The organism is Psychrobacillus sp. Z16_25 (genome assembly GCF_056856695.1).
Genome location: NZ_JBXEOV010000007.1, coordinates 80,071 through 101,167, shown reverse-complemented (window position 1 = coordinate 101,167; position 21,097 = coordinate 80,071). Strand labels below are relative to the sequence as shown.

At 38.1% G+C, this 21,097-nt stretch carries 21 protein-coding genes and 1 other annotated feature; of the genes, 19 read left to right on the top strand and 2 right to left on the bottom strand.

From position 1 onward, the window contains the following. Positions 1–6: 6 nt before the first annotated feature. The 16 genes from AC1VU3_RS09565 (at position 7) to mtnN (ending at position 16,951) form a co-directional block, all read left to right on the top strand. Positions 7–1,146, top strand: a complete 1,140-nt coding sequence (locus tag AC1VU3_RS09565) for a cysteine desulfurase family protein (RefSeq protein ID WP_480387538.1) — start codon at positions 7–9, stop codon at positions 1,144–1,146. A gap of 15 nt (positions 1,147–1,161) precedes the next feature. Next, complete coding sequence (gene mnmA / locus AC1VU3_RS09560; protein ID WP_480387539.1) at positions 1,162–2,274, top strand: tRNA 2-thiouridine(34) synthase MnmA; 1,113 nt, start codon at positions 1,162–1,164, stop codon at positions 2,272–2,274. An 11-nt stretch (positions 2,275–2,285) separates the two neighbouring features. Beyond that, positions 2,286–2,942: a tetratricopeptide repeat protein gene (locus AC1VU3_RS09555; RefSeq protein ID WP_480387540.1), complete on the top strand. Its 657-nt coding sequence runs from the start codon at positions 2,286–2,288 to the stop codon at positions 2,940–2,942. Positions 2,943–2,959: 17 nt separating this feature from the next. Continuing rightward, positions 2,960–5,377, top strand: coding sequence for an SF1B family DNA helicase RecD2 (gene recD2 / locus AC1VU3_RS09550; protein ID WP_480387541.1), 2,418 nt, complete (start codon positions 2,960–2,962; stop codon positions 5,375–5,377). 36 nt (positions 5,378–5,413) lie between these two features. Continuing rightward, positions 5,414–5,619: a binding site (T-box leader), on the top strand. A 133-nt stretch (positions 5,620–5,752) separates the two neighbouring features. Continuing rightward, positions 5,753–8,386 (top strand): alanine--tRNA ligase, encoded by a 2,634-nt coding sequence (gene alaS, locus AC1VU3_RS09545; protein WP_482983358.1) that lies wholly within the window; start codon positions 5,753–5,755, stop codon positions 8,384–8,386. 75 nt (positions 8,387–8,461) lie between these two features. Next, the gene (locus AC1VU3_RS09540) at positions 8,462–8,728 is read left to right on the top strand and encodes an IreB family regulatory phosphoprotein (RefSeq protein ID WP_053588802.1); all 267 of its coding nucleotides are present in this window, start codon (positions 8,462–8,464) and stop codon (positions 8,726–8,728) included. A gap of 2 nt (positions 8,729–8,730) precedes the next feature. After that, entirely contained in the window at positions 8,731–9,150 is a 420-nt protein-coding gene (gene ruvX, locus AC1VU3_RS09535; RefSeq protein ID WP_480387543.1) for a Holliday junction resolvase RuvX, read from the top strand. An 11-nt stretch (positions 9,151–9,161) separates the two neighbouring features. Further along, positions 9,162–9,455, top strand: coding sequence for a DUF1292 domain-containing protein (locus AC1VU3_RS09530; protein ID WP_480387544.1), 294 nt, complete (start codon positions 9,162–9,164; stop codon positions 9,453–9,455). Positions 9,456–9,741: 286 nt separating this feature from the next. Next, positions 9,742–10,860, top strand: a complete 1,119-nt coding sequence (mltG, locus tag AC1VU3_RS09525; RefSeq protein ID WP_482983357.1) for an endolytic transglycosylase MltG — start codon at positions 9,742–9,744, stop codon at positions 10,858–10,860. Positions 10,861–10,970: 110 nt separating this feature from the next. After that, the gene (locus AC1VU3_RS09520; RefSeq protein ID WP_482983356.1) at positions 10,971–11,606 is read left to right on the top strand and encodes an O-methyltransferase; all 636 of its coding nucleotides are present in this window, start codon (positions 10,971–10,973) and stop codon (positions 11,604–11,606) included. Between the two features lie 5 nt (positions 11,607–11,611). Continuing rightward, positions 11,612–12,538 carry a peptidase U32 family protein gene (locus AC1VU3_RS09515; protein WP_482983355.1) on the top strand — a complete coding sequence of 309 codons (927 nt, stop codon included), beginning with the start codon at positions 11,612–11,614 and terminating at the stop codon, positions 12,536–12,538. A gap of 34 nt (positions 12,539–12,572) precedes the next feature. Further along, positions 12,573–13,844, top strand: coding sequence for a peptidase U32 family protein (locus AC1VU3_RS09510; RefSeq protein ID WP_480387548.1), 1,272 nt, complete (start codon positions 12,573–12,575; stop codon positions 13,842–13,844). After that, positions 13,844–14,482: a uridine kinase gene (gene udk / locus AC1VU3_RS09505; protein WP_480387549.1), complete on the top strand. Its 639-nt coding sequence runs from the start codon at positions 13,844–13,846 to the stop codon at positions 14,480–14,482. Before AC1VU3_RS09510 ends, udk begins: the two co-directional genes overlap by 1 nt. 111 nt (positions 14,483–14,593) lie before the next feature. Further along, positions 14,594–15,067 carry a transcription elongation factor GreA gene (gene greA, locus AC1VU3_RS09500; protein ID WP_480387550.1) on the top strand — a complete coding sequence of 158 codons (474 nt, stop codon included), beginning with the start codon at positions 14,594–14,596 and terminating at the stop codon, positions 15,065–15,067. 431 nt (positions 15,068–15,498) lie between these two features. Continuing rightward, the gene (locus tag AC1VU3_RS09495) at positions 15,499–16,161 is read left to right on the top strand and encodes a YrrS family protein (protein WP_482983354.1); all 663 of its coding nucleotides are present in this window, start codon (positions 15,499–15,501) and stop codon (positions 16,159–16,161) included. A gap of 97 nt (positions 16,162–16,258) precedes the next feature. Further along, the gene (gene mtnN / locus AC1VU3_RS09490) at positions 16,259–16,951 is read left to right on the top strand and encodes a 5'-methylthioadenosine/S-adenosylhomocysteine nucleosidase (protein ID WP_480387552.1); all 693 of its coding nucleotides are present in this window, start codon (positions 16,259–16,261) and stop codon (positions 16,949–16,951) included. Between the two features lie 195 nt (positions 16,952–17,146). Here the strand turns inward: mtnN and sigK are convergent, their stop codons facing one another. Both sigK and pssA read right to left on the bottom strand, forming a co-directional pair. Further along, positions 17,147–17,872: an RNA polymerase sporulation sigma factor SigK gene (gene sigK, locus AC1VU3_RS09485; protein WP_480387722.1), complete on the bottom strand. Its 726-nt coding sequence runs from the start codon at positions 17,870–17,872 to the stop codon at positions 17,147–17,149. 150 nt (positions 17,873–18,022) lie between these two features. Further along, a complete protein-coding gene (gene pssA, locus AC1VU3_RS09480; RefSeq protein WP_482983381.1) occupies positions 18,023–18,544 on the bottom strand; it encodes a CDP-diacylglycerol--serine O-phosphatidyltransferase in 522 nt (173 codons plus the stop codon). A 104-nt stretch (positions 18,545–18,648) separates the two neighbouring features. Here pssA and AC1VU3_RS09475 point away from each other — a divergent pair, with 104 nt between their 5' ends. Genes AC1VU3_RS09475 through yqeH form a run of 3 tightly spaced genes read left to right on the top strand, consistent with a single transcriptional unit; the run spans position 18,649 to position 21,089 of the window. Continuing rightward, positions 18,649–19,431: a phosphatidylserine decarboxylase gene (locus AC1VU3_RS09475; protein WP_480387553.1), complete on the top strand. Its 783-nt coding sequence runs from the start codon at positions 18,649–18,651 to the stop codon at positions 19,429–19,431. Positions 19,432–19,467: 36 nt separating this feature from the next. Then, positions 19,468–19,989, top strand: a complete 522-nt coding sequence (locus AC1VU3_RS09470) for a YqeG family HAD IIIA-type phosphatase (RefSeq protein ID WP_480387554.1) — start codon at positions 19,468–19,470, stop codon at positions 19,987–19,989. Then, a complete protein-coding gene (gene yqeH / locus AC1VU3_RS09465; RefSeq protein WP_482983353.1) occupies positions 19,971–21,089 on the top strand; it encodes a ribosome biogenesis GTPase YqeH in 1,119 nt (372 codons plus the stop codon). The genes AC1VU3_RS09470 and yqeH overlap by 19 nt, the downstream gene beginning before the upstream one ends. Positions 21,090–21,097 lie beyond the last annotated feature (8 nt).

The following is a 21,097-nucleotide window of genomic DNA, read 5'->3' as shown; positions in this document are numbered from 1 at the left end:
AATAAAATGAAAAGAATTTATTTGGACCATGCAGCAACTACACCTATGTCCGAAGAAGTAATCCAAACTTTTACAGATGAATTGAGTCACATATACGGGAATGCTTCCAGTATTCATCAAACTGGTAGACTCGCAAGAAAGAAGCTTGACGATGCGAGAGCAATCTTAGCAAAAACAATCGGTGCCTCTGAAAACGAAATTACGTTTACAAGTGGAGGGACAGAGGCTGATAACTATGCGATTTTTGGCACCGCGTATGCTAGAGCGAATAATGGTAAACACATTATCACAACAACCATTGAGCATCATGCAGTTTTGCATGCATGTGAGCAACTAGAGCGAGAAGGGTATGAAATCACTTATTTGCCGGTGGACCAAAACGGGCTTATTGATGTAGAAGACTTGAAAAAAGCTCTAAGAAGCGATACTATCTTAGTTTCCGTGATGTTTGCGAACAATGAGATTGGAGCCATTCAGCCCATCAAAGAAATAGGAAACCTGCTAAAGGATCATCAGGCGTTATTCCATACAGATGCTGTACAAGCATACGGAAGCGTCAAAATAGATGTAGAAGAATGTTATATTGATTTGCTAAGTGCCACAAGCCATAAGATTAATGGACCAAAAGGGGTTGGTTTCCTTTATCAGCGAAAAGGAGTAAATTTGAAGCCAATCTTTTATGGTGGTCAACAAGAGCGAAAAAAACGAGCAGGAACAGAGAATGTACCTGCAATTGTTGCTTTTGCGAAAGCAGCACAGCTTAAGCAGGAGAACTTAGATAAGAATCATTTACACTATAAAGAATTAAGAGATGTATTTCTAAGGACGTTAAAGGAAAACAATGTACCATTCACGATTAACGGTGACATAGCGCACACGCTTGCGCATGTTGTAAATATTAGTATCCCTAAGACGGATGTAGAAACATTTTTAATACAACTCGATATGGCTGGTATCGATGCGTCAAGTGGATCGGCTTGTACTGCAGGATCCATTGATCCCTCCCATGTGTTGGTGGCAATGTATGGAGAAGACACACCAGAGCTTCGTAACTCGGTTCGTTTCAGCTTTGGAATTAATAATACAGTGGAAGATGCAGTTCTCGCTGCAGAAAAAATAAGCAGCATTATTCGGAAGTATGAATGAAATGAGTGATAAAAGATGAAAAGAAAAGAAGATACACGAGTCGTGGTAGGAATGTCAGGAGGAGTTGATTCCTCCGTTGCAGCATACTTATTAAAAGAACAAGGGTATGATGTAATCGGCATTTTCATGAAGAACTGGGACGATACCGATGAAAATGGCGTCTGCACGGCGACAGAGGATTATGAGGACGTTATTAAAGTATGTAATCAAATTGGCATCCCTTATTATGCAGTGAATTTTGAAAAACAATATTGGGACAAGGTCTTTACGTATTTTTTAGATGAATATAAAGCAGGAAGAACGCCAAACCCAGATGTCATGTGTAATAAAGAAATTAAATTTAAAGCATTTTTAGATCATGCTCTTGCATTAGGAGCAGACTATTTGGCGACTGGTCACTATGCGCAAGTTGAGGTGCGTGATGGACAAACACGTATGCTTCGCGGGAAAGATACTAATAAAGATCAAACGTATTTCCTTAACCAGCTAACACAAGAACAGCTGGAAAAAGTAATGTTTCCAATTGGCCATTTAGATAAAAAGAGAGTAAGAGAAATTGCCTTGGAGCAAGGGCTTGCTACTGCAAAGAAAAAGGATTCTACTGGTATTTGCTTTATTGGCGAAAGAAATTTCAAAGAGTTTCTAAGTCAATATCTACCTGCAAAACCAGGTGCCATGGAAACGATGGACGGAAAAGTAATGGGCAAGCACGATGGTCTTATGTACTATACAATTGGACAACGTCATGGTCTTGGAATTGGAGGAGCAGGAGATCCTTGGTTTGTAATCGGTAAGGACTTAAAACGAAATGTCTTATTGGTTGGACAAAATATCAATAATGATGCGTTGTTCTCCACAAGCTTACTTGCTACCGATTTATCCTTTACTACTACCTTGGAAAAGCCATCGACCTTCCGCTGTACTGCGAAATTCCGTTATCGTCAAGAGGACGTGGGGGTAGAGGTGGAACTATTGCCAGATAATAAAGTGAAGGTAACGTTTGACCAGCCGGTCCGTGCTATTACACCAGGTCAAGCAGTTGTTTTTTATCAAGGCGACGAATGTCTTGGAGGAGCAACTATTGATGAGGTATTTAAAGAAGGACATAAGCTAGAGTACGTAGGCTAGGAGGTAATAGGATGAATTACAATGAACTTGGGATACAAGCGATACAGGAAAAGGATTACACAAAAGCAGCAGAATACTTTACAAAGGCTATAGAAGAGGAGCCTACGGAGGCAATCGGTTATATTAATTTTGGTAACTTACTTGCCTCTATGAATGATCAAGAGCGTGCGGAAAGATTCTTCCAGAAAGCCATAACGTTAGATGAGAAAGCTGCAACTGCTTATTATAGCTTAGCAAATCTCTATTATAATGCCGAAAGATTTGAGGAAGCTGCAAAGCTCTATGAAAAAGCGATAGCTAACAATATTTCTGGAGCAGATGCCTATTATATGCTAGGAAAATGCTTTCAAAAGGGAGATCTTCCTAAGCTGGCACTTCCGTATCTACAAAGAGCATATGAGTTAGATGCAGAGGACGTGCAAATCAAGCTGACCTATGGAATTGCTCTTGCTAGCTTAGAGATGTTCGAGCAAGCTGAGCCGATTTTTAAAGAAATATTGGATATCGATTCAGAGAATGCAGATGCCCATTATAATCTAGGTGTCCTATATGCTGTATCAACTTCAGAAACAGAAAAGGCATTGAAGCATTTAAAAGAAGCATTTACCATTCAACCAACTTACGACCAAGCGAAATATGTGTACGATATGATTTCACTACGAAATTAAAAAGGAGAGAGACAATCGTGAACAACGAAGTGAACAATGAAAAGCAATTTATAACAGGTCGACCGATTGTCTCGATCTTTCATAATCCCCAAAACTTGTTCTCCATTATAAAACTTAAGATTAAGTCCACTAATACTACATATACAGAAAAAGAAATAATTGTTACTGGCTATTTTCCTCCTTTAGTTCTGGAAGAAGCATATAAGTTTACCGGTTTTGTTAAAAATCATCCGAAGTATGGTATTCAGTTTCAAGTCGAGACTTTTCAAAAGGAAGTCCCAGCTACAGAAACTGGTATCATCCATTATCTTTCTAGCGATTTATTTCCTGGAATAGGTAGGAAGACTGCGGAACAGATTGTTCAGCTATTGGGACCAAATGCTATCAATAAAATATTAGATGATGCAAGTGTGTTAGATAAAGTTCCAAAGCTTGGAGAGGATAAAAAGAATACCTTACGAACTGGATTAGAGCAAAATTTGGGTCTAGAAAAGGTGATGATCCAGTTAAATGAGTGGGGATTCGGTCCACAGCTGGCAATGAAGATTTACCAGGTGTACCGTGAAGAAACAATGAATGTCTTAACCAAAAATCCTTACCGTCTAATTGAAGAGGTAGAGGGAGTGGGGTTCATCCGTGCAGATGAGCTAGGCTTTAAGCTTGGGATGAAAGGGAATCATCCGGATCGAATCAAGGCTGCCATTTATTTTCTCTTACAAAATGCCTCTCTTAGTGAGGGGCATGTATTCTTATATGCAGAGCAGCTGCTAGAAGAAGTAAAGAGACTTTTAGAAAGCTCACAGCGAGAGGAAATTACATACGAGTCTATCACCACCTGCTGTATAGAGCTTGCAGAAGAAAGTAGAATTATTGGAGAGGTAAATCGCTTCTATTTACCTTCTCTTTATTTCTCGGAAGTTGGGATCAGCTCCAAAATTGAGTTACTCTTACAAGAGAATGACCAATTTCAAAATTTCCCAATTTCAGAAATAAAAAAGCATGTGGGAGAGTTAGAGGATAGATTAGGTGTCCAATATGCTGATACGCAGATGAAGGCAATCGAGACAGCGTTGAATTCTTCTATCACACTGTTAACAGGAGGGCCCGGTACCGGAAAGACAACAGTTGTCAGGGGGATTGTGGAGCTCTATGCGGAGCTTCATGGTCTTTCATTGGACCCAAAAGAATGGGTAAAGGACAAAAAGGCCTTTCCTATTGTTTTGGCGGCTCCAACAGGTAGAGCAGCCAAGAGACTTAGTGAATCAACAGGATTGCCTGCTATGACAATTCACAGGTTACTAGGCTTCACTGGTCAAGAGGATGCGGATGCAGAGGGAAAAGAAATAGAGGGCAAATTAATCATTATCGATGAGACCTCCATGCTTGATACATGGTTAGGACATCAATTATTAAAGGCTATTCCGAAGGATGCACAAGTCATTTTTGTGGGGGACCAAGATCAATTGCCACCTGTTGGACCGGGTCAAGTGTTGAAGGATCTACTTGCCTCTAAAAGGATTCCAACTGTTGAATTAAAGGATATTTATCGTCAAGCAGAGGGGTCTTCCATTATTGAGTTAGCCCATGATATGAAAAATGGGGTAGTTCCATCTACTTTGCTAAATAAAACGAAGGACCGCTCGTTTATAAAAGCTTCGACTGAACAGATTCCAAAGGTAGTGGAGCAAGTATTAAAGAGTGCTCTTTCAAAAGGGCTCTCTATTCGGGAGATTCAAGTGCTGGCACCAATGTATAGAGGGCCTGCGGGAATTGATACTTTAAACAAAATGATTCAGGAAATGGTGAATCCGAATCCAGATGGCACAAGAAAAGAAATGATTTTTGGAGATACAACGTATCGGATTGGAGACAAGGTTCTGCAACTGGTTAACCAGCCAGAAAGCAATGTGTTCAATGGCGATATGGGAGAGGTAATTAGTATCTTTCGAGCTGCAGAAACTGCGGATAAAAAGGAAATGATGGTAGTTTCTTTTGACGGTAATGAGGTAACTTATGAAAAAACAGATTTAAATCAGATCACGTTAGCTTATTGCTGCTCTGTACATAAATCACAGGGAAGCGAGTTTCAAACAGTCATTATGCCGGTGACAAGAAGCTATATGAAAATGCTTAGACGTAATCTTCTTTATACTGGTATTACACGGGCGAAAAATTTCCTCATACTTTGTGGAGATCCAGAGGTTTTTAAAATGGGAGTAGAAAGAACAGACGACCTAACACGTCTTACTACCCTATGTAATCGCCTGACGCAAGAAGAGACAATGGATCAGCAAGAAGAGGAGATTGAACAAATAGAGGAAGCAGACAATACGCTCGTAGATTCTTCCTTTCTATCAGGGGATAATTATCACGCGATAGATCCTATGATCGGCATGAAAGGGATTACTCCCTATCAATTCTTAGAATCTGATTGACAGTTTTCCTTTCGTTCCTTATAATCAAGTGCATATATGAAAATGATGACAGAGAAAGTACTATTTGTTGACTGTATAGAGAGGAACTCCATTGGCTGAAAGAGTTCTCAGGACAATAATTAGGAAAGCTACTCTTGAGTGCAGCTAATCACTGCCGTATAGCCGCGTTAAGGTTTCGAGAGACATGGCAAACTGCTATGTAACTAGGGTGGTACCGCGAAAATATAGCTTTCGTCCCTTTTAGGGATGAAGGCTTTTTTTATTTTCAGCAAGTATTCCAATGGGACCTCACGATAGCTGATAGTCTGTACAAGCTTTCTAATTGCTCTATTTTTCATTAATATTTACTAATTAAAAAAAGTAGGAGGAACTATCATGAAACAACTGACTGGTGCACAGATTAGACAGATGTATTTAGACTTTTTCATGGAAAAAGGGCATAGTCAAGAGCCTTCCGCTCCACTAGTGCCGATTAATGACCCGTCCTTGCTATGGATTAATAGTGGGGTTGCTACATTAAAGAAATATTTTGACGGGCGAGTAATTCCGGACAATCCACGTATTACAAATGCCCAAAAATCTATTCGTACTAATGATATCGAAAATGTTGGGAAAACGGCTAGACATCATACGTTCTTTGAAATGTTGGGGAATTTCTCTATTGGTGATTATTTTAAAAAAGAAGCGATTCATTGGGCTTGGGAATTCCTTACGGATGAAAAATGGATTGGTTTCGAACCAGAAAAATTATCTATTACGATTCATCCAGAGGACGAAGAAGCATATGCTATTTGGAGAGATGAAATTGGAATTCCTGAGGAGCGTATTATTCGTTTGGAAGGAAACTTCTGGGATATTGGGGAAGGACCAAGTGGGCCGAACTCTGAAATATTCTACGACCGTGGCGAAGAATATGGCAATGATCCAGAGGATCCTGAATTATATCCAGGTGGCGAAAATGAACGCTATTTAGAAATCTGGAATTTGGTATTCTCCGAGTTCAATCACAATCCTGATCATACGTATACTCCTCTTCCGAAGCAAAACATTGATACAGGAATGGGCCTAGAGCGTATGGCGAGTGTCGTACAAAATGTTCCTACTAACTTTGACACAGACCTTTTTATCCCGATTATCTCCAAGACAGAAGAGATCTCTGGGAACAAATATGGAGAGGATAAAGAAGCAGATGTGGCTTTCAAAGTTATCGCAGACCATATTCGTACGGTTGCTTTTGCAATTGGAGATGGTGCACTTCCATCCAATGAGGGAAGAGGCTATGTATTAAGAAGATTATTACGTCGTGCTGTTAGATTTGCCAAGCAATTAGGTATTGACCGTCCATTCTTACACGAGCTTGTACCGGTTGTTGGAGAGATTATGAAGGATTTTTATCCGGAAGTTACTGTGAAGCAGGACTTTATTATGCGAGTAATCAAGACAGAGGAAGAACGATTCCACGAAACCTTGCATGACGGCTTAGCAATTCTTGAAAAAGTAATAGAGGAGCAAAGAGCAAAGGGAGAATCCTTCATACCTGGTACTACTACCTTTACGCTGTATGATACGTACGGATTCCCAATTGAGCTTACAGAGGAATATGCAGAAGAAGCAAGCATGACTGTAGACCATGAAGGCTTTGAGAAAGAAATGGAAGCTCAGCGCTCAAGAGCTAGAGCAGCTCGCCAAAACGTAGATTCTATGCAAGTACAATCTGAGGTGTTCAGCAATATTCAAGATGATAGTGAATTTGTTGGATACGATACGCTAAGTGTTACGACGACTATCTCCACTATTGTTCTAGGGAACGAAGTAGTAAGCATTGCTCATGAAGGAGACGAGGTAAAGGTTGTCCTAGAGAAAACTCCTTTCTATGCAGAAAGTGGAGGTCAGATTGCAGACCATGGAGTAATTGAAAATGACAACTTCCGTGGATTTGTAAAGGATGTGCAAAAGGCACCTAATGGACAAAACCTTCATACCGTGTTAATAGAATCTGGTGAAATCACAGCTGGTGGAGAAGTGACAGCATCTGTTGATCAAACACTTCGCGGACATACGATTAAAAACCATTCTGCTACTCATTTGTTACACCAAGCGTTGAAGGATGTATTAGGAGGACATGTTAACCAAGCAGGTTCCTATGTAGGTCCTGACAGACTTCGTTTTGACTTCTCTCACTTTGGACAAGTTACAAAAGAAGAGCTAGAAACGATTGAACGAATAGTTAATGAAAAAGTGTGGGATAATATATCGGTAGTAACGGGCTATCACAGTCTCGACGAAGCAAAAAATATGGGCGCTATGGCACTATTCGGTGAAAAGTATGGTGATATAGTACGTGTCGTTCAAATGGGCCGCTATTCACTAGAACTATGTGGTGGAGTTCACGTTAAGAATACTTCGGAGATTGGCTTCTTCAAAATTCTATCAGAGAGTGGTATTGGAGCTGGTACTCGTCGTATAGAAGCAGTAACTGGCAAGGCCGCTTATGAAGCAGTAAAAGAAGAAGAGAAATTACTTCTAGAGGCTGGAAGCTTATTAAAGGCACAGCCAAAGGACTTACTAACAAAAGTTAACCAATTAATGACAGAACTAAAAAATGTTCAAAGAGAAAACGAATCATTGTCTGCAAAAATCGCAAACAGTCAAGCTGCTTCTGTTCTGGCTTCTGCTCAGACAGTCAACGATATAACCGCGCTTTCAGTGAAGGTTGATGCGAAAGATAATAACCAATTGCGTCAAATGATGGATGACTTAAAGCAAAAGCTTGATAAGGCAGTTATAGTATTAGGTGCAATAGATGGAGACAAAGTGATGATTTCTGCTGGAGTTACGAAGGATTTAGTTGGTGGAAGCTACCATGCAGGGAATATCGTAAAATTCGTTGCAGAGCAATGTGGAGGGAAAGGTGGAGGACGCCCTGACTTTGCTATGGCAGGTGCTAAAGACCCAGAAAATCTTGAGGCTGCATTAAGTTCTGTTTACGAATATATCAAAACTGTTTAAACTATTTTCAAAATAGGGTATAATTATAAAATAATTTCGTAACCTTGACAAAATTTTGAAAGCGAGGTGCTGATCATGAGTTCATTTGATAAAACGATGAAATTTAACTTTCCTGAAGAATCCATGGAGCAGGAAGTAAAACATGTGATGCTACAAGTTCATTCCGCACTAGAAGAAAAAGGGTATAACTCTATTAATCAAATTGTAGGCTACCTACTCTCTGGTGATCCAGCTTATATCCCTCGCCATCAAGATGCACGCAATATGATACGCAAATTGGAACGAGACGAAATCCTAGAGGAATTGGTAAAGTTCTATATCAAAAAGAATAACGAGGCATAAGCATGAGAATTATGGGTTTAGATGTAGGCTCCAGAACAGTTGGAGTTGCAATAAGTGATGCTCTTGGGTGGACAGCCCAAGGAATTGAGACCATTAAAATCAATGAAGATGATTCAAACTTTGGTTTGGACCGAATTGATGAATTGGTAAAAAAACATCAAGTTACTGAATTTGTTGTCGGCTTTCCAAAAAACATGAATAATTCAGTGGGACCAAGAGCGGAGGCTTCCGAAAGATTTGCCGAACTATTAACGGAAAAATACAATATGCCTGTTACATTGTGGGATGAACGTTTGACAACAATGGCTGCTGAGCGTATGTTAATAGATGCGGACGTTAGTAGGAAAAAGCGTAAGCAAGTGATAGACAAGATGGCTGCAGTGATGATTTTACAAGGCTTTCTTGACAGAAAAAATAGATGAGGTGACGTTAAATGGATCACGGACAAGAAAATATTACAGTAGTAGACGAAAACGGAAACGAGCAGCTTTGTAACGTATTGTTTACTTTTGAATCAGAAGAATTTGGGAAATCATATGTTCTTTACTATCCAGTAGGAGCAGAAGAGGATGAAAACGAAGAAATTGAAATTCATGCTTCTTCCTTCACTCCAAACGAAAATGGAGAAGACGGAGATTTACTTCCAATCGAATCAGAAGCAGAGTGGGATATGATTGAAGAAATGCTAAACACTTTTTTAGCTGAAGAGGAAGAAGACGAAGAATAAGCCAGCTCCTTTTAAAGGGTGATGAGAAGGGATTCCTCTCATCACTCTTTTTCTTTTGGTTTTATTATTTGTTTCAAACAGTTTGAAATTAGAAATGTAGCTAGAAGGCTAGAGGAAGGAGACTTAGGTCTTCCTTGTATGACTATGTATTCTTGAACACAGTTTGCTGTTTTTCGAGTGAAATGGAGATTAACGAACTTTCTAAGACACTACCCTAACTTTGACTTAGAACCTTTCTTTTTAGCTTTTATTATGTATAATATAGGAGGACAAAGGGGGAGATCCCATGGAAAATGATAAGAAAAAAGAAATCATGCTGGAACGAATGAAACACAAGAAAAAAGAAGTGAAGCTTGTGAGAAAAATTGTTCTGATTATATCACTGGTTTTGTTCTTGATAATAGGTATTGGTGGCTTCCTTGGCTATAATTATGTAAAAAGTGCACTGCAACCAGTGGATCCTGAATCAGGAGAAAAGGTTACAGTTGAAATTCCAATCGGTTCTGGAATAGATAGCATTTCTTCTATCTTAGAGAAAAATGGAATTATTAAGAATGCAAGGATATTTAAATACTATGTAAAATTTAACAATGAATCTGATTTTCAAGCAGGAACGTATGACTTATCGAAGGATATGACGTTAGATGAAATTATCCAGAGTCTTAAAACAGGGAAAATATACAGAGAGCCATTATTTACACTAACGATTCCAGAGGGTCTTACTCTCGAGCAAATTGCTGAAGTGGTTGAGAAAAAGACTGGGAATTCCGCGGAAGACTTTTTTAAGCTTGTAACAAGTGAAAAATTCGTCGATGAAATGATACAGGCACATCCTGATTTACTGACTGAGGAAATTAAAGGGGAAAATATTCGATATTCTCTAGAAGGATATCTATTCCCATCCACCTATCCTTTTTATGAAGAAAATCCATCCAATCGGATACTTGCAGAAACAATGATTAAACAAACAAGCAAAGTAGTTGCAGAGTATCATGACATATTAGAGAGTGAAGAAAAATCTGTTCATTGGTTATTAACCTTTGCATCTCTTTTAGAAGAGGAGGCAACATCCAAAGCAGATAGAGAAATTATAGCCAGTGTCTTCTACAATCGCTTGAATACAAATATGCCATTGCAAACAGACCCTACCGTTCTTTATGCGCTAGGCAGTCATAAAGAAAGGGTACTATTTGAGGATTTGGAAGTGGACAATCCGTATAATACGTATAAAAACCAAGGTCTTACACCAGGTCCAATCGCAAATGCGGGTAAATCTTCTATTGAGGCAGTTTTAAACCCAGAGAGCACAAATTACTTCTATTTCCTTGCCGATAAAAATGGAGAAAATCATTTTGCAGAAACGTATGATGAGCATCTTCAAAATATAAACAAGTATCTTAAATAATATATGCAGGAGAAGGAAACGATATCGCTTTCCTTCTCCTGCTATGTTATTATTAGATGTGTTTTTTGTACGGTAACAATCTCAATTCTTTAAAAAGGGGGAAACCTTATATGCAAGTTAGCGATGAATTTCTTGGGAATTTAATAAAATCTCGCGATCCCATTTTTTTAGAGATGGAGAAATTTGCAGCTGAAAACCATGTGCCAATTATGCAGCTGCCTGGAATGGAGTCGTTGCTACAACTCTTGTTACTCCAAAAGCCTACTTCTATCCTAGAGATAGGTACAGCTATTGGCTATTCATCCATGCGAATGGCTAAAAAGTTAACAAATGTTCATATTACAACGATTGAAAGAGATCAAGAAAAATTTGAGATAGCAAAACAATATATTGCAAGGGAAAATCTTCAAGATAGAATTAATACGATTCATGGGGATGCTTTAGAAATAACTGCCGATAATTTAGGTAATCGAAAGTTTGATGCTATTTTTATCGATGCAGCCAAAGGTCAATACAAAAATTTTTTTGAAAAGTATGAGTCTTTTCTAAATGACCATGGAGTTATATATTGTGATAATATTCTTCTAAATGGACTTTCAGAGCTGCCATTAGAAGAAGTTCCAAAAAGGAAAAGAACAATGGTGCGAAACCAACATCATTTTATGAAATGGTTACTAGAGCATCCAAATTATGAAACAGCCTTCTTTCCAGTTGGAGATGGAATGCTAGTAAGTATAAAGAGGTGACAGATATGAAAAAAGCAGAATTACTAGTTACTCCAGTAAATGTAGAGCATATAGAAGCATTAATCGAAGCAGGAGCGGATGCTTTTCTAGTTGGTGAACAGTTTTTTGGTCTGCGTTTAGCTGGTGAATTTTCACTAGAGGATATCAAAAAAGCATCAGTTTTAACGAAAAAGCATGGTAAAAAGCTATATGTAGCGATGAATGCTTTATTTCATAACGAAAAGGTAGACGAGCTAGCTCCTTATATGCAAAAGCTTCAAGAAATCGGGGTAGATGGTATTGTATTTGGAGACCCTGCTGTAATTATTGCACGAAGAGAGGCAGGAGTGACAATTCCTTTACACTGGAATCCTGAGCAAACTGCAACGAACTATTTCACAGCAAATTATTGGGGTAAACGTGGAGCGACAAGAGCTGTTCTAGCACGTGAGCTTAGCTTAGAAGAGGTAATAGAAATAAAAGAAAATGCAGAGGTTGAAATACAGGTGCAAGTTCATGGAATGACCTGCATGTTCCAGTCTAAGCGTTCCTTAATCGGAAATTACTTCTTATTCCAAGATAAAGCGATGGAGATTGAAAACAAAGAGCAAGGTTTTATGTTCTTGTATGATAAAGAGCGTGACAATAAGTATCCGATTTATGAAGATAAGAATGGTACTCATATTTTTAGTCCAAATGATATGTGTATGATCGATGAACTAGACGAGCTGTTAGATGCTGAAATTGACAGTTTGAAGATAGAGGGCGTCTTGCATGAGCCGGACTATATAACTGCCATTACAGCATTATATAGACAGGCTATAGATGCTTATTATACAGGGCGTTCCACTTACCGCGAAATCAAGAAAGAGCTGTATAAAAAAGTGGAAGAGATACAACCAGCACTTAGACCATTGGACACTGGTTTTTATTTTAAGGAAACTGTTTATTAAGTCCAGATTGAGTATGTAGAAGGGATAGGTTAAGGTGACTATAAAAATCGATAAAATCAGCGAGCTGATAGATGGTAAGCGGGTTATTACAAAAAAGCCAGAATTATTAGCTCCCGCCGGCAATTTGGAGAAGCTGAAAATAGCCGTTCATTATGGTGCGGATGCCGTGTTTATTGGTGGTCAAGAGTTCGGCTTACGATCCAACGCTGGAAACTTTACGATAGAGGAAATGAAGGAAGGCGTAGAATTCGCAAACCGATATGGAGCGAAAATCTATGTGACAACCAATATTTTCGCGCACAATGAAAATATGGATGGGTTAGAGGAGTACTTACAGGCACTAGAATCAGCAGGAGTTACAGGAATCATCGTAGCGGACCCACTCATTATTGAAACCTGTCGAACTGCTGCACCGAAGCTAGAGCTTCATTTAAGTACACAGCAATCACTCTCTAACTGGAAGGCTGTTCAGTATTGGAAAGAGGAAGGGCTACATCGTGTAGTCCTAGCACGTGAGACAACAGGCGAAGAAATTCGCTTAATGAAAGAAAAGGTTGATATAGAAATTGAAACCTTCATACATGGTGCTATGTGTATCGCATACAGCGGGAGATGTACTCTTTCTAATCACATGACGGCTAGGGACTCCAACCGTGGAGGCTGCTGTCAATCCTGCAGATGGGATTACGATTTATACGAAGTAGCAAATGGTGAAGAAAAAGCACTTTTTGACGAAGACGACACTCCTTTTGCAATGAGTCCGAAGGATTTAAAGCTAGTTGAATCCATCCCTAAAATGATTGAAATGGGAATCGATTCCTTGAAAATAGAAGGCCGGATGAAATCTATCCATTATGTAGCAACGGTAGTAAGCGTATATCGAAAAGTAATTGATGCATATTGTGCAGATCCTGAAAACTTTCAAATTAAACAAGAGTGGCTAGATGAATTGGAAAAATGTGCAAACCGCGAAGCGGATACTGCCTTTTTTGAGGGTGAACCAGGCTATGAGCAGCAAATGTATGGAGTACATGACAAAAAGCTAGGCTGGGACTTTGTTGGGTTAGTATTAGATTACAACGAAGAAACGCAGGTAGTGACACTTCAGCAACGCAATTACTTTAAGCCAGGTGACGAGGTTGAATTTTTCGGTCCGGAAATTGACAATGTGCGTCTAACAATGGGCGAAATAAGAGATGAAAAAGACCAAGTATTGGATGCAGCAAGACACCCGTTACAAATTGTCCAATTTACTTGTCCTGTAAAGTTATACCCAAATAATATGATGAGAAAGGGGTTAAAATAATGAAAAAGCGTACTCCACTTATCATCGGAATTACTGGTGGTTCAGGTTCTGGTAAGACAAGTGTTACACATGCGATTAGTGAGGTCTTTAAGGATCATTCTGTGGTAGTAATAGAGCAGGATTATTATTATAAAGACCAAAGTCACTTAGAATTTGAGGAAAGATTAAATACGAATTATGATCACCCTTTTGCTTTTGATAATGATCTATTAATTCAGCACTTAACAGACTTGTTAAACGATAAAGCAATCGAGAAGCCGGTTTATGATTATGCACAGCATACACGCTCAAATGAAACCATCACCATCGAGCCAAAGGATGTTATCATTTTAGAGGGTATATTAGTGCTTGAGGACGAGAGGTTACGAAATCTGATGGATATTAAGCTATTCGTAGACACCGATTCCGATTTGCGAATCATTCGCCGTATACTAAGAGATATTCACGAACGTGGCCGCACGGTTGAATCGGTTGTAGAGCAATACATTAATGTAGTGCGTCCAATGCATAATCAGTTTATTGAACCTACCAAAAAATATGCAGATGTGATTATACCAGAAGGCGGTCAAAACGAAGTTGCGATTGATTTAATGGTAACAAAAATAAAAACTATTCTTGAAACTAATGCAATTGTATAATATGATGATGAAAGATTTACAAATATTTCATTGAATTCATATCTACTCATCATTTTGCATATGAATAAAAAATGATTATTGAATAGTGGGTATTTAAAGGAGTGTATAGAATTGTCAACAGAGAAACAATATCCGATGACTGCTGCGGGGAAGAGAAAATTAGAAGAAGAACTAGAAGTTCTAAAAACGGTTAAAAGAAAAGAAGTCGTGGAACGTATTAAAATAGCGCGTAGCTTCGGCGACCTATCTGAAAACTCGGAGTACGATTCAGCAAAAGAAGATCAGGCGTTTGTGGAAGGCAGAATTTCAACACTTGAATCAATGATTCGTAATGCAGTCATTATTGAAGAAGAAGATAATAATGATGTTGTAACACTAGGAAAAACTGTTACTTTTGTCGAAATTCCGGATGGCGATGAGGAAACTTATACAATCGTAGGATCGGCAGAAGCAGATCCTTTAGAGGGATTAATATCCAACGATTCTCCAATTGCTAGAGGACTACTCGGAAAATCCACTGGTGACAAGGTTAAAATCATTACACCAGGTGGAGAAATGGATGTAGAAATTAAATCCATCTCTTAAGCGAACAATTAGAGATATGTAAAATATGCAAGAAGCATATTTACTAATTATTTATTGTACGTATAAATGTAAGGTATTGATAGGCAATTATTTGCTCTCAATGCCTTTTTTCTTTGGAACAATAATGGTTTCTATTCACCTAAGGTGTGGAAGACTTTTTAACTATTTTTTGTATGATAGGTTGAAATTACTGGTACAAGAAAGCTTGTTTAAGGATAAAGCGTCGCCATATGTAAAGACGTTATTTTGAAAGTCTTGGTTTTTTCCTGGGAGTTATTGCTTGGAACCTGCATCGAAACTAGCCATTTTATATGGTAACTAAACCAAGATTATTTCGTAAACAACGTGCGTACCTTTTTGTTTTCCATGAAGCCCAAAGTGGTGTAATATCGTGTATATTAATCTATTGAATCATGTTTAGGGGGATTTCTATGTCACAGAATAGTAGGATGCTTTCGCGTCATAAAAGAAAAAAATCAAATACTATATTAAATATTCTTATTGGAGTTTTTTTAGTACTAATTGTAACGGTGGTATGGAACATTGTATCGGGTGATGAAAAGACGGTTAAAGAAGTAGAACAAGAAAATACCTCAGTGGAACCTACTGAACTAGAAAACAAAACTGAGGAGGAAGAAGAAAAGGAGCTTGTAACAAAGGAAATAAAAGAAGAGGAAGAGGAATCTACTTCAGAATCAGAAGAATCAGCTTCAGAATCAGCTGATACATCAAGTCAAACACCAGCCGAAGAGGAATCAATTCTTACAGAGGGCTCAGACGATCCGAATGTTATAGAAGTAGAAGTCGATCAGAATTGGCAGCCGATTGGAACCTCCCAATCTGGAGAGCATGTATCTATTTACGATAAGGATTCTATTGATTGGAAAGAAAAAGTTAGTGCGATTGCTTATGCAACTAAGCTAAATGAATCAGATATGTATATTAAGTATTTAGGAAATGGTGGTAGCCCACAAAAATCAGTTGGAACAGTCACCTCCAAAGATAGCAAAGAAATCTACCGTGTCTATCTTGAGTGGGTCGACGGTCAGGGCTGGAAGCCGACTAAGAAGGAAACATTAAAAACTCTGCCATGATACAATAAGAACATACTTTTCGTATAGAAAGCGGTGCTTGACGTATTGTACCGCTTTCCTATATTTTTAAATAAGTGTTTTAGAGAGGGGTAATAAAATGAAAATAGCAATTATCGGAGCAATGGAAGAAGAAGTGGAACTACTAAGAGGAAAACTAGATAATAGCGACTCTCAAATTATTGCAAATAGTGAGTACACTGTTGGAAGCTATAAAGGAAAAGAAATAGTACTTTTAAAAAGTGGGATTGGAAAAGTAAATGCTGCAATGTCAACGGCTATTCTTTTGCAGGAATATCAGCCTGATTATGTCATTAATACTGGTTCCGCTGGTGGCTATGACCCAAACTTAGAGGTAGGGGCAATTGTTATTTCGGATGAAGTAAGACATCACGATGTGGATGTGACGGCATTTGGATATGAAATGGGTCAGGTTCCTCAACTACCTGCAGCCTTTAAGGCGGACGCTGATTTAATGAAATTCGCAGAAGAAGCTGTGAAGGAAATTGGTGAGCACCAAGCTGCAACCGGTTTAATAGCTACTGGTGATGTATTTATGCATAATCCTGAAAGAGTGGAAGAGGTTCGAAAAAATTTCCCGCAAATGAAGGCATGTGAAATGGAAGCCGCAGCTGTTGCTCAAGTTTGTCATCAGTTTAACGTACCCTTTGTTGTAATTCGAGCATTGTCTGATATAGCAGGAAAAGAATCTTCCATTAGCTTTGATGAGTTTTTACCAACAGCTGCTAAGCATTCAACGGAAGTCGTTTTGCATGTGATAGAAAAGCTATAATATGTCATTAAATGGACAAACAGAAGAAAAAAATCATATTATTTGGCTCTACCCTATATGCTATGATGGAGAAAGAAGGAAATCATTTCGATCGTAGGGGGAAGGATTATGGTTTTTATTATGGCTATGTCGATTTTAGTAACAGCAGTGTTAAGTTTTATTATGATTGCAGAGACAAGTGAAGACTAAGTAAGCTTAGACTCTTTTGGTGTTCGCATCGAAAGAGTTTTTTTCATGGATATAAGATTGGTAGAGCTTGACTAACGCTCTCTTTTCAATACGAGATACATAGCTTCTAGATATTTTTAACTGCTTGGAAATTTCCTTTTGAGTCATTGGCTCATGTCCCTGGAGCCCATACCTTCTCACAATAATATCCAATTCCCTTTTATCTAAATTAGATAAATGAGTGTATAGTCGATTAGTATCTTCTTCATCTACTAATTGTTCATCTGTACTTTTTTCTAATCCTTGCAGCAGATCAGTAATTTCTAGGGAATGTCCATCCTTATCTGTTCCAATTGGCTCGTGCAAGGAAATATCTTTCTGTACTTTTTTTAAGGAACGCAGATACATTAGTATCTCATTTTCAATACACCTAGCTGCATAAGTGGCTAGCTTGGTTTTTTTGGTAGGTGTATAGCTATTAACAGCTTTCATTAACCCGATCGTACCGATAGAAATATAATCATCCAAGAGTTCATGCTTTGGATGAAATTTTTTCACAACGTGAGCTACTAGGCGCATGTTCCGCTCAATTAATTCATCTCTAGCAGTCATATCTCCATCTAAGAATCGTGCAATCATCACTTGTTCTTCTTCGGGCGTCAAGGGCTGATGGAATGCCTGGCCTTTCAAATAACCAAGAACAAGCGGAAGGTCTACAACAATATTGATAAATGCAGTCAATAGACCAGCGATCGAATTCACCTCCCTTTGCTTTAATGACTCATTATATGTCTAAAAAAGTCGGAATATACCCTGAGATAAAGCATAGGGAATAAGGAGATCTATTCAGGGAAAATAAAAAAGAGTGTCCAGATAGCAAAAATCTGAATACTCTTTTGCAATTTACACTTTCCGTAGAGTAAAAGTGCTAATCATTAAAAATGCTAAAATAATAAATAAGAACATATATGTCACCGGAGGAACATATTCAATAGCAAAATACGATAAGGTTAAGAGGACCCCTGCCACCGTAATTGGTAAGCCGGTAAAAAAACCATTTGATTCTGTAATGTTAAATCTTGCTAAGCGGAAAGCACCACATGCAATATAGATGACGGTTACTGCCATACCAGCAAAATTGAAATTTTGCAGAACTAGTGAATACATAAGTAATGAAGGCGCTATTCCAAATGAGATAATATCACTCATGGAATCTAACTGCTTACCAAGCTCTGATTCTAATTGAAAACGTCTTGCTACCATTCCATCAAAACGATCTAAAAGACCAGCTACAAATATAAATAAGACGCTAAATGAGTAATATTCATTCAAGGTAGCCATAATAGCAGCTCCACCAAAGGCTAAATTCCCTATCGTAATCATATTAGCGGTATGTGTTTTTAACTTTTTTATGGTTTGACTCATTGCATTCTGAAGGTACACTAAAAATCAACTCCTTTACAACTAGCATATTTGTTCATTATACTTCGATTAAGTAAAAATTGTAAGCATTATAAGGGAGAAAAAAAATGAAAGATAAAATTTATCAATCGATGATTGAACTGACGAATGGAAAGTGGTCATCAACTTTATTAAAGCATTTTGCTCATTCAAAAATAAGTAAAATGGTTATCCCTTTTTATATGAAGCATTTTAATATTACCACTAACGATATGATATGTCATGTGGACGATTATGCATGCCTTCATGAATTTTTTATTAGAGAAATTAACAAAGAAAATAGAAAAATCGACCTTGCTATTGAAAGTATCACTTCTCCTGTCGATGCCACCGTTGAAATATTTGGAGATATAACAGAAGAAGGTCTATTTCTAGTTAAGGGGAAGACGTATACTCTAGCGAATATATTAGGCTCTGAAACTATTGGTAGACAATATACGAATGGGAAATACATCATTTTATATTTAAGTCCAGCCGAATATCATCGCATACATGCCCCTGTTGATGGGAAAATTAAAAGACAGTATATACAAGGAAATAAATCGTATCCAGTAAACAAATGGGGACTTCAGTATGGGAAAGAAACAATAAGTGGAAATTATAGACTCTTAACAGAACTAGAAATGCCTAATGGAAAAAATTGCTTTCATATTAAAGTTGGAGCTATGTTTATTAATTCAATCGAGTTAACTTGCTTGGACAAGCAATGGAAGAAAGGCCAGGAGGTTGGGTACTTTTCCTTTGGCTCCACGGTAGTTCTTTTGTTTGAAGAAGGCAGTGTTTGTTTTGCTGGAGACTTAGTTCCTGGAAAATTTGTAAGGATGGGTGAGAAAATAGCTAATATGCTATAATGGAACAAGAAATTGTGGAATTGGAGTGTTTTTAACTTGATCAATAAATTTATACCCAGTGAATTTGTGAAAAGTGTGTTTCACATAACCCCTGAGATGCTCCAAGAAAAGGGGATTAAAGCAATTATCACAGATTTGGACAACACACTTGTGGAATGGGATAGACCGGAGGCGACTCCTATGCTAATTGAATGGTTTGCTTCCATGAAGGCTGCAGGCATCCAGGTGACAATAGTCTCCAATAATAATGAATTAAGGGTAAAAACCTTTGCAGACCCTTTAAGTATTCCATTTATTTATAAAGCAAGAAAGCCATTTGGAAAAGCCTTTAGACAAGCACTTTCTATTATGTCTGTGAAAAAAGAAGAGGTTGTAGTAATAGGTGATCAATTACTTACGGACGTTTTCGGAGGAAATCGTCAAAAGCTACATACGATCTTAGTGATTCCAGTGGCAAAATCAGACGGCTTTGTTACTCGTTTTAATCGAATGGTTGAAAGAAGAATATTTAGTTACTTAGATAGAAAAGGTAAAGTGACATGGGAGGAAGAAGCGTGACAGAAGCGTTAAAATGTATCGGATGCGGTACTGTTATACAAACAGAATTTGTAGGTGAACCGGGATATGCCCCACCATCCTCTTTAGAAAAGGAGGAAATCATTTGTCAGCGTTGTTTTCGGTTGAAAAATTACAATGAGCTTCAGCCTGTCTCTTTAACAGACGATGATTTTTTAAGAATATTAAATGGCTTAGGAACTCGTAAAGGACTAATTGTAAAAATAGTAGATATTTTTGATTTTAATGGAAGCTGGTTGCCAGGTCTCCATCGCTTTGTAGGAAATAACCCTATCCTTTTAATTGCAAATAAAGCTGACTTATTACCAAAATCGGTGAAAAAAAATAAAGTAATCAATTGGATTAAGCAGGAATCAAAAAAATTAGGCTTGTCACCAATTGATGTTTTATTTGTAAGTGCGCATAAAGGCACAGGTATGCCTGAGGCAATGGAAGCTATTGAGCAATATCGAGAAGGCGAAGATGTATATGTGGTTGGGTGTACAAATGTAGGGAAATCTACATTCATCAATCGTATTATTAAGCAAGCTACCGGTGAAGATGCTATTATTACAACTTCTCATTTTCCTGGAACAACATTAGATATGATTGAAATTCCTTTAGATGATAAGAAGGCCCTGCACGATACTCCAGGTATTATTAATCATCATCAAATGGCTCATCATATTGATCCCTCCGAGTTGAAGTTCATTACACCGAAGAAAGAGATTAAGCCAAAAGTGTTTCAGCTAAACAGTGAGCAAACGCTGTATTTAGGTGGCTTATCGCGTTTTGACTTTATAAAAGGAGAGCGTGCGGCCTTTACTTGCTATATTTCAAACGATATTACAATTCACAGAACAAAACTTGAAAATGCCGATAAGCTCTGGGCAGAGCACCGTGGAACATTACTTTCTCCACCTTCGGAAAAGTTTGTAGAGAAGCTACCGCCACTTGTACGTCATGAGTTTAAAATTAAAGACGATAAGACGGACATTGTGTTTTCAGGGTTAGGTTGGATCACTGTACAAAAGGGTGGGTGTGTCGTAGCTGCTCATGCACCAGCCGGAGTACAAGTCTCCATTCGACCTTCCCTTATTTAGGAGGTAGT

What these genes read in the sequence shown, in the direction of transcription:
- AC1VU3_RS09565 (WP_480387538.1), top strand. Translation starts at nt 7, where the DNA reads ATGAAAAGAATTTATTTGGACCATGCAGCAACTACACCTATGTCCGAA.
- mnmA (WP_480387539.1), top strand. Translation starts at nt 1,162, where the DNA reads ATGAAAAGAAAAGAAGATACACGAGTCGTGGTAGGAATGTCAGGAGGA.
- AC1VU3_RS09555 (WP_480387540.1), top strand. Translation starts at nt 2,286, where the DNA reads ATGAATTACAATGAACTTGGGATACAAGCGATACAGGAAAAGGATTAC.
- alaS (WP_482983358.1), top strand. Translation starts at nt 5,753, where the DNA reads ATGAAACAACTGACTGGTGCACAGATTAGACAGATGTATTTAGACTTT.
- AC1VU3_RS09540 (WP_053588802.1), top strand. Translation starts at nt 8,462, where the DNA reads ATGAGTTCATTTGATAAAACGATGAAATTTAACTTTCCTGAAGAATCC.
- ruvX (WP_480387543.1), top strand. Translation starts at nt 8,731, where the DNA reads ATGAGAATTATGGGTTTAGATGTAGGCTCCAGAACAGTTGGAGTTGCA.
- AC1VU3_RS09530 (WP_480387544.1), top strand. Translation starts at nt 9,162, where the DNA reads ATGGATCACGGACAAGAAAATATTACAGTAGTAGACGAAAACGGAAAC.
- mltG (WP_482983357.1), top strand. Translation starts at nt 9,742, where the DNA reads ATGGAAAATGATAAGAAAAAAGAAATCATGCTGGAACGAATGAAACAC.
- AC1VU3_RS09520 (WP_482983356.1), top strand. Translation starts at nt 10,971, where the DNA reads ATGCAAGTTAGCGATGAATTTCTTGGGAATTTAATAAAATCTCGCGAT.
- AC1VU3_RS09515 (WP_482983355.1), top strand. Translation starts at nt 11,612, where the DNA reads ATGAAAAAAGCAGAATTACTAGTTACTCCAGTAAATGTAGAGCATATA.
- udk (WP_480387549.1), top strand. Translation starts at nt 13,844, where the DNA reads ATGAAAAAGCGTACTCCACTTATCATCGGAATTACTGGTGGTTCAGGT.
- AC1VU3_RS09495 (WP_482983354.1), top strand. Translation starts at nt 15,499, where the DNA reads ATGTCACAGAATAGTAGGATGCTTTCGCGTCATAAAAGAAAAAAATCA.
- mtnN (WP_480387552.1), top strand. Translation starts at nt 16,259, where the DNA reads ATGAAAATAGCAATTATCGGAGCAATGGAAGAAGAAGTGGAACTACTA.
- pssA (WP_482983381.1), bottom strand. Translation starts at nt 18,544, where the DNA reads ATGAGTCAAACCATAAAAAAGTTAAAAACACATACCGCTAATATGATT.
- AC1VU3_RS09475 (WP_480387553.1), top strand. Translation starts at nt 18,649, where the DNA reads ATGAAAGATAAAATTTATCAATCGATGATTGAACTGACGAATGGAAAG.
- yqeH (WP_482983353.1), top strand. Translation starts at nt 19,971, where the DNA reads ATGGGAGGAAGAAGCGTGACAGAAGCGTTAAAATGTATCGGATGCGGT.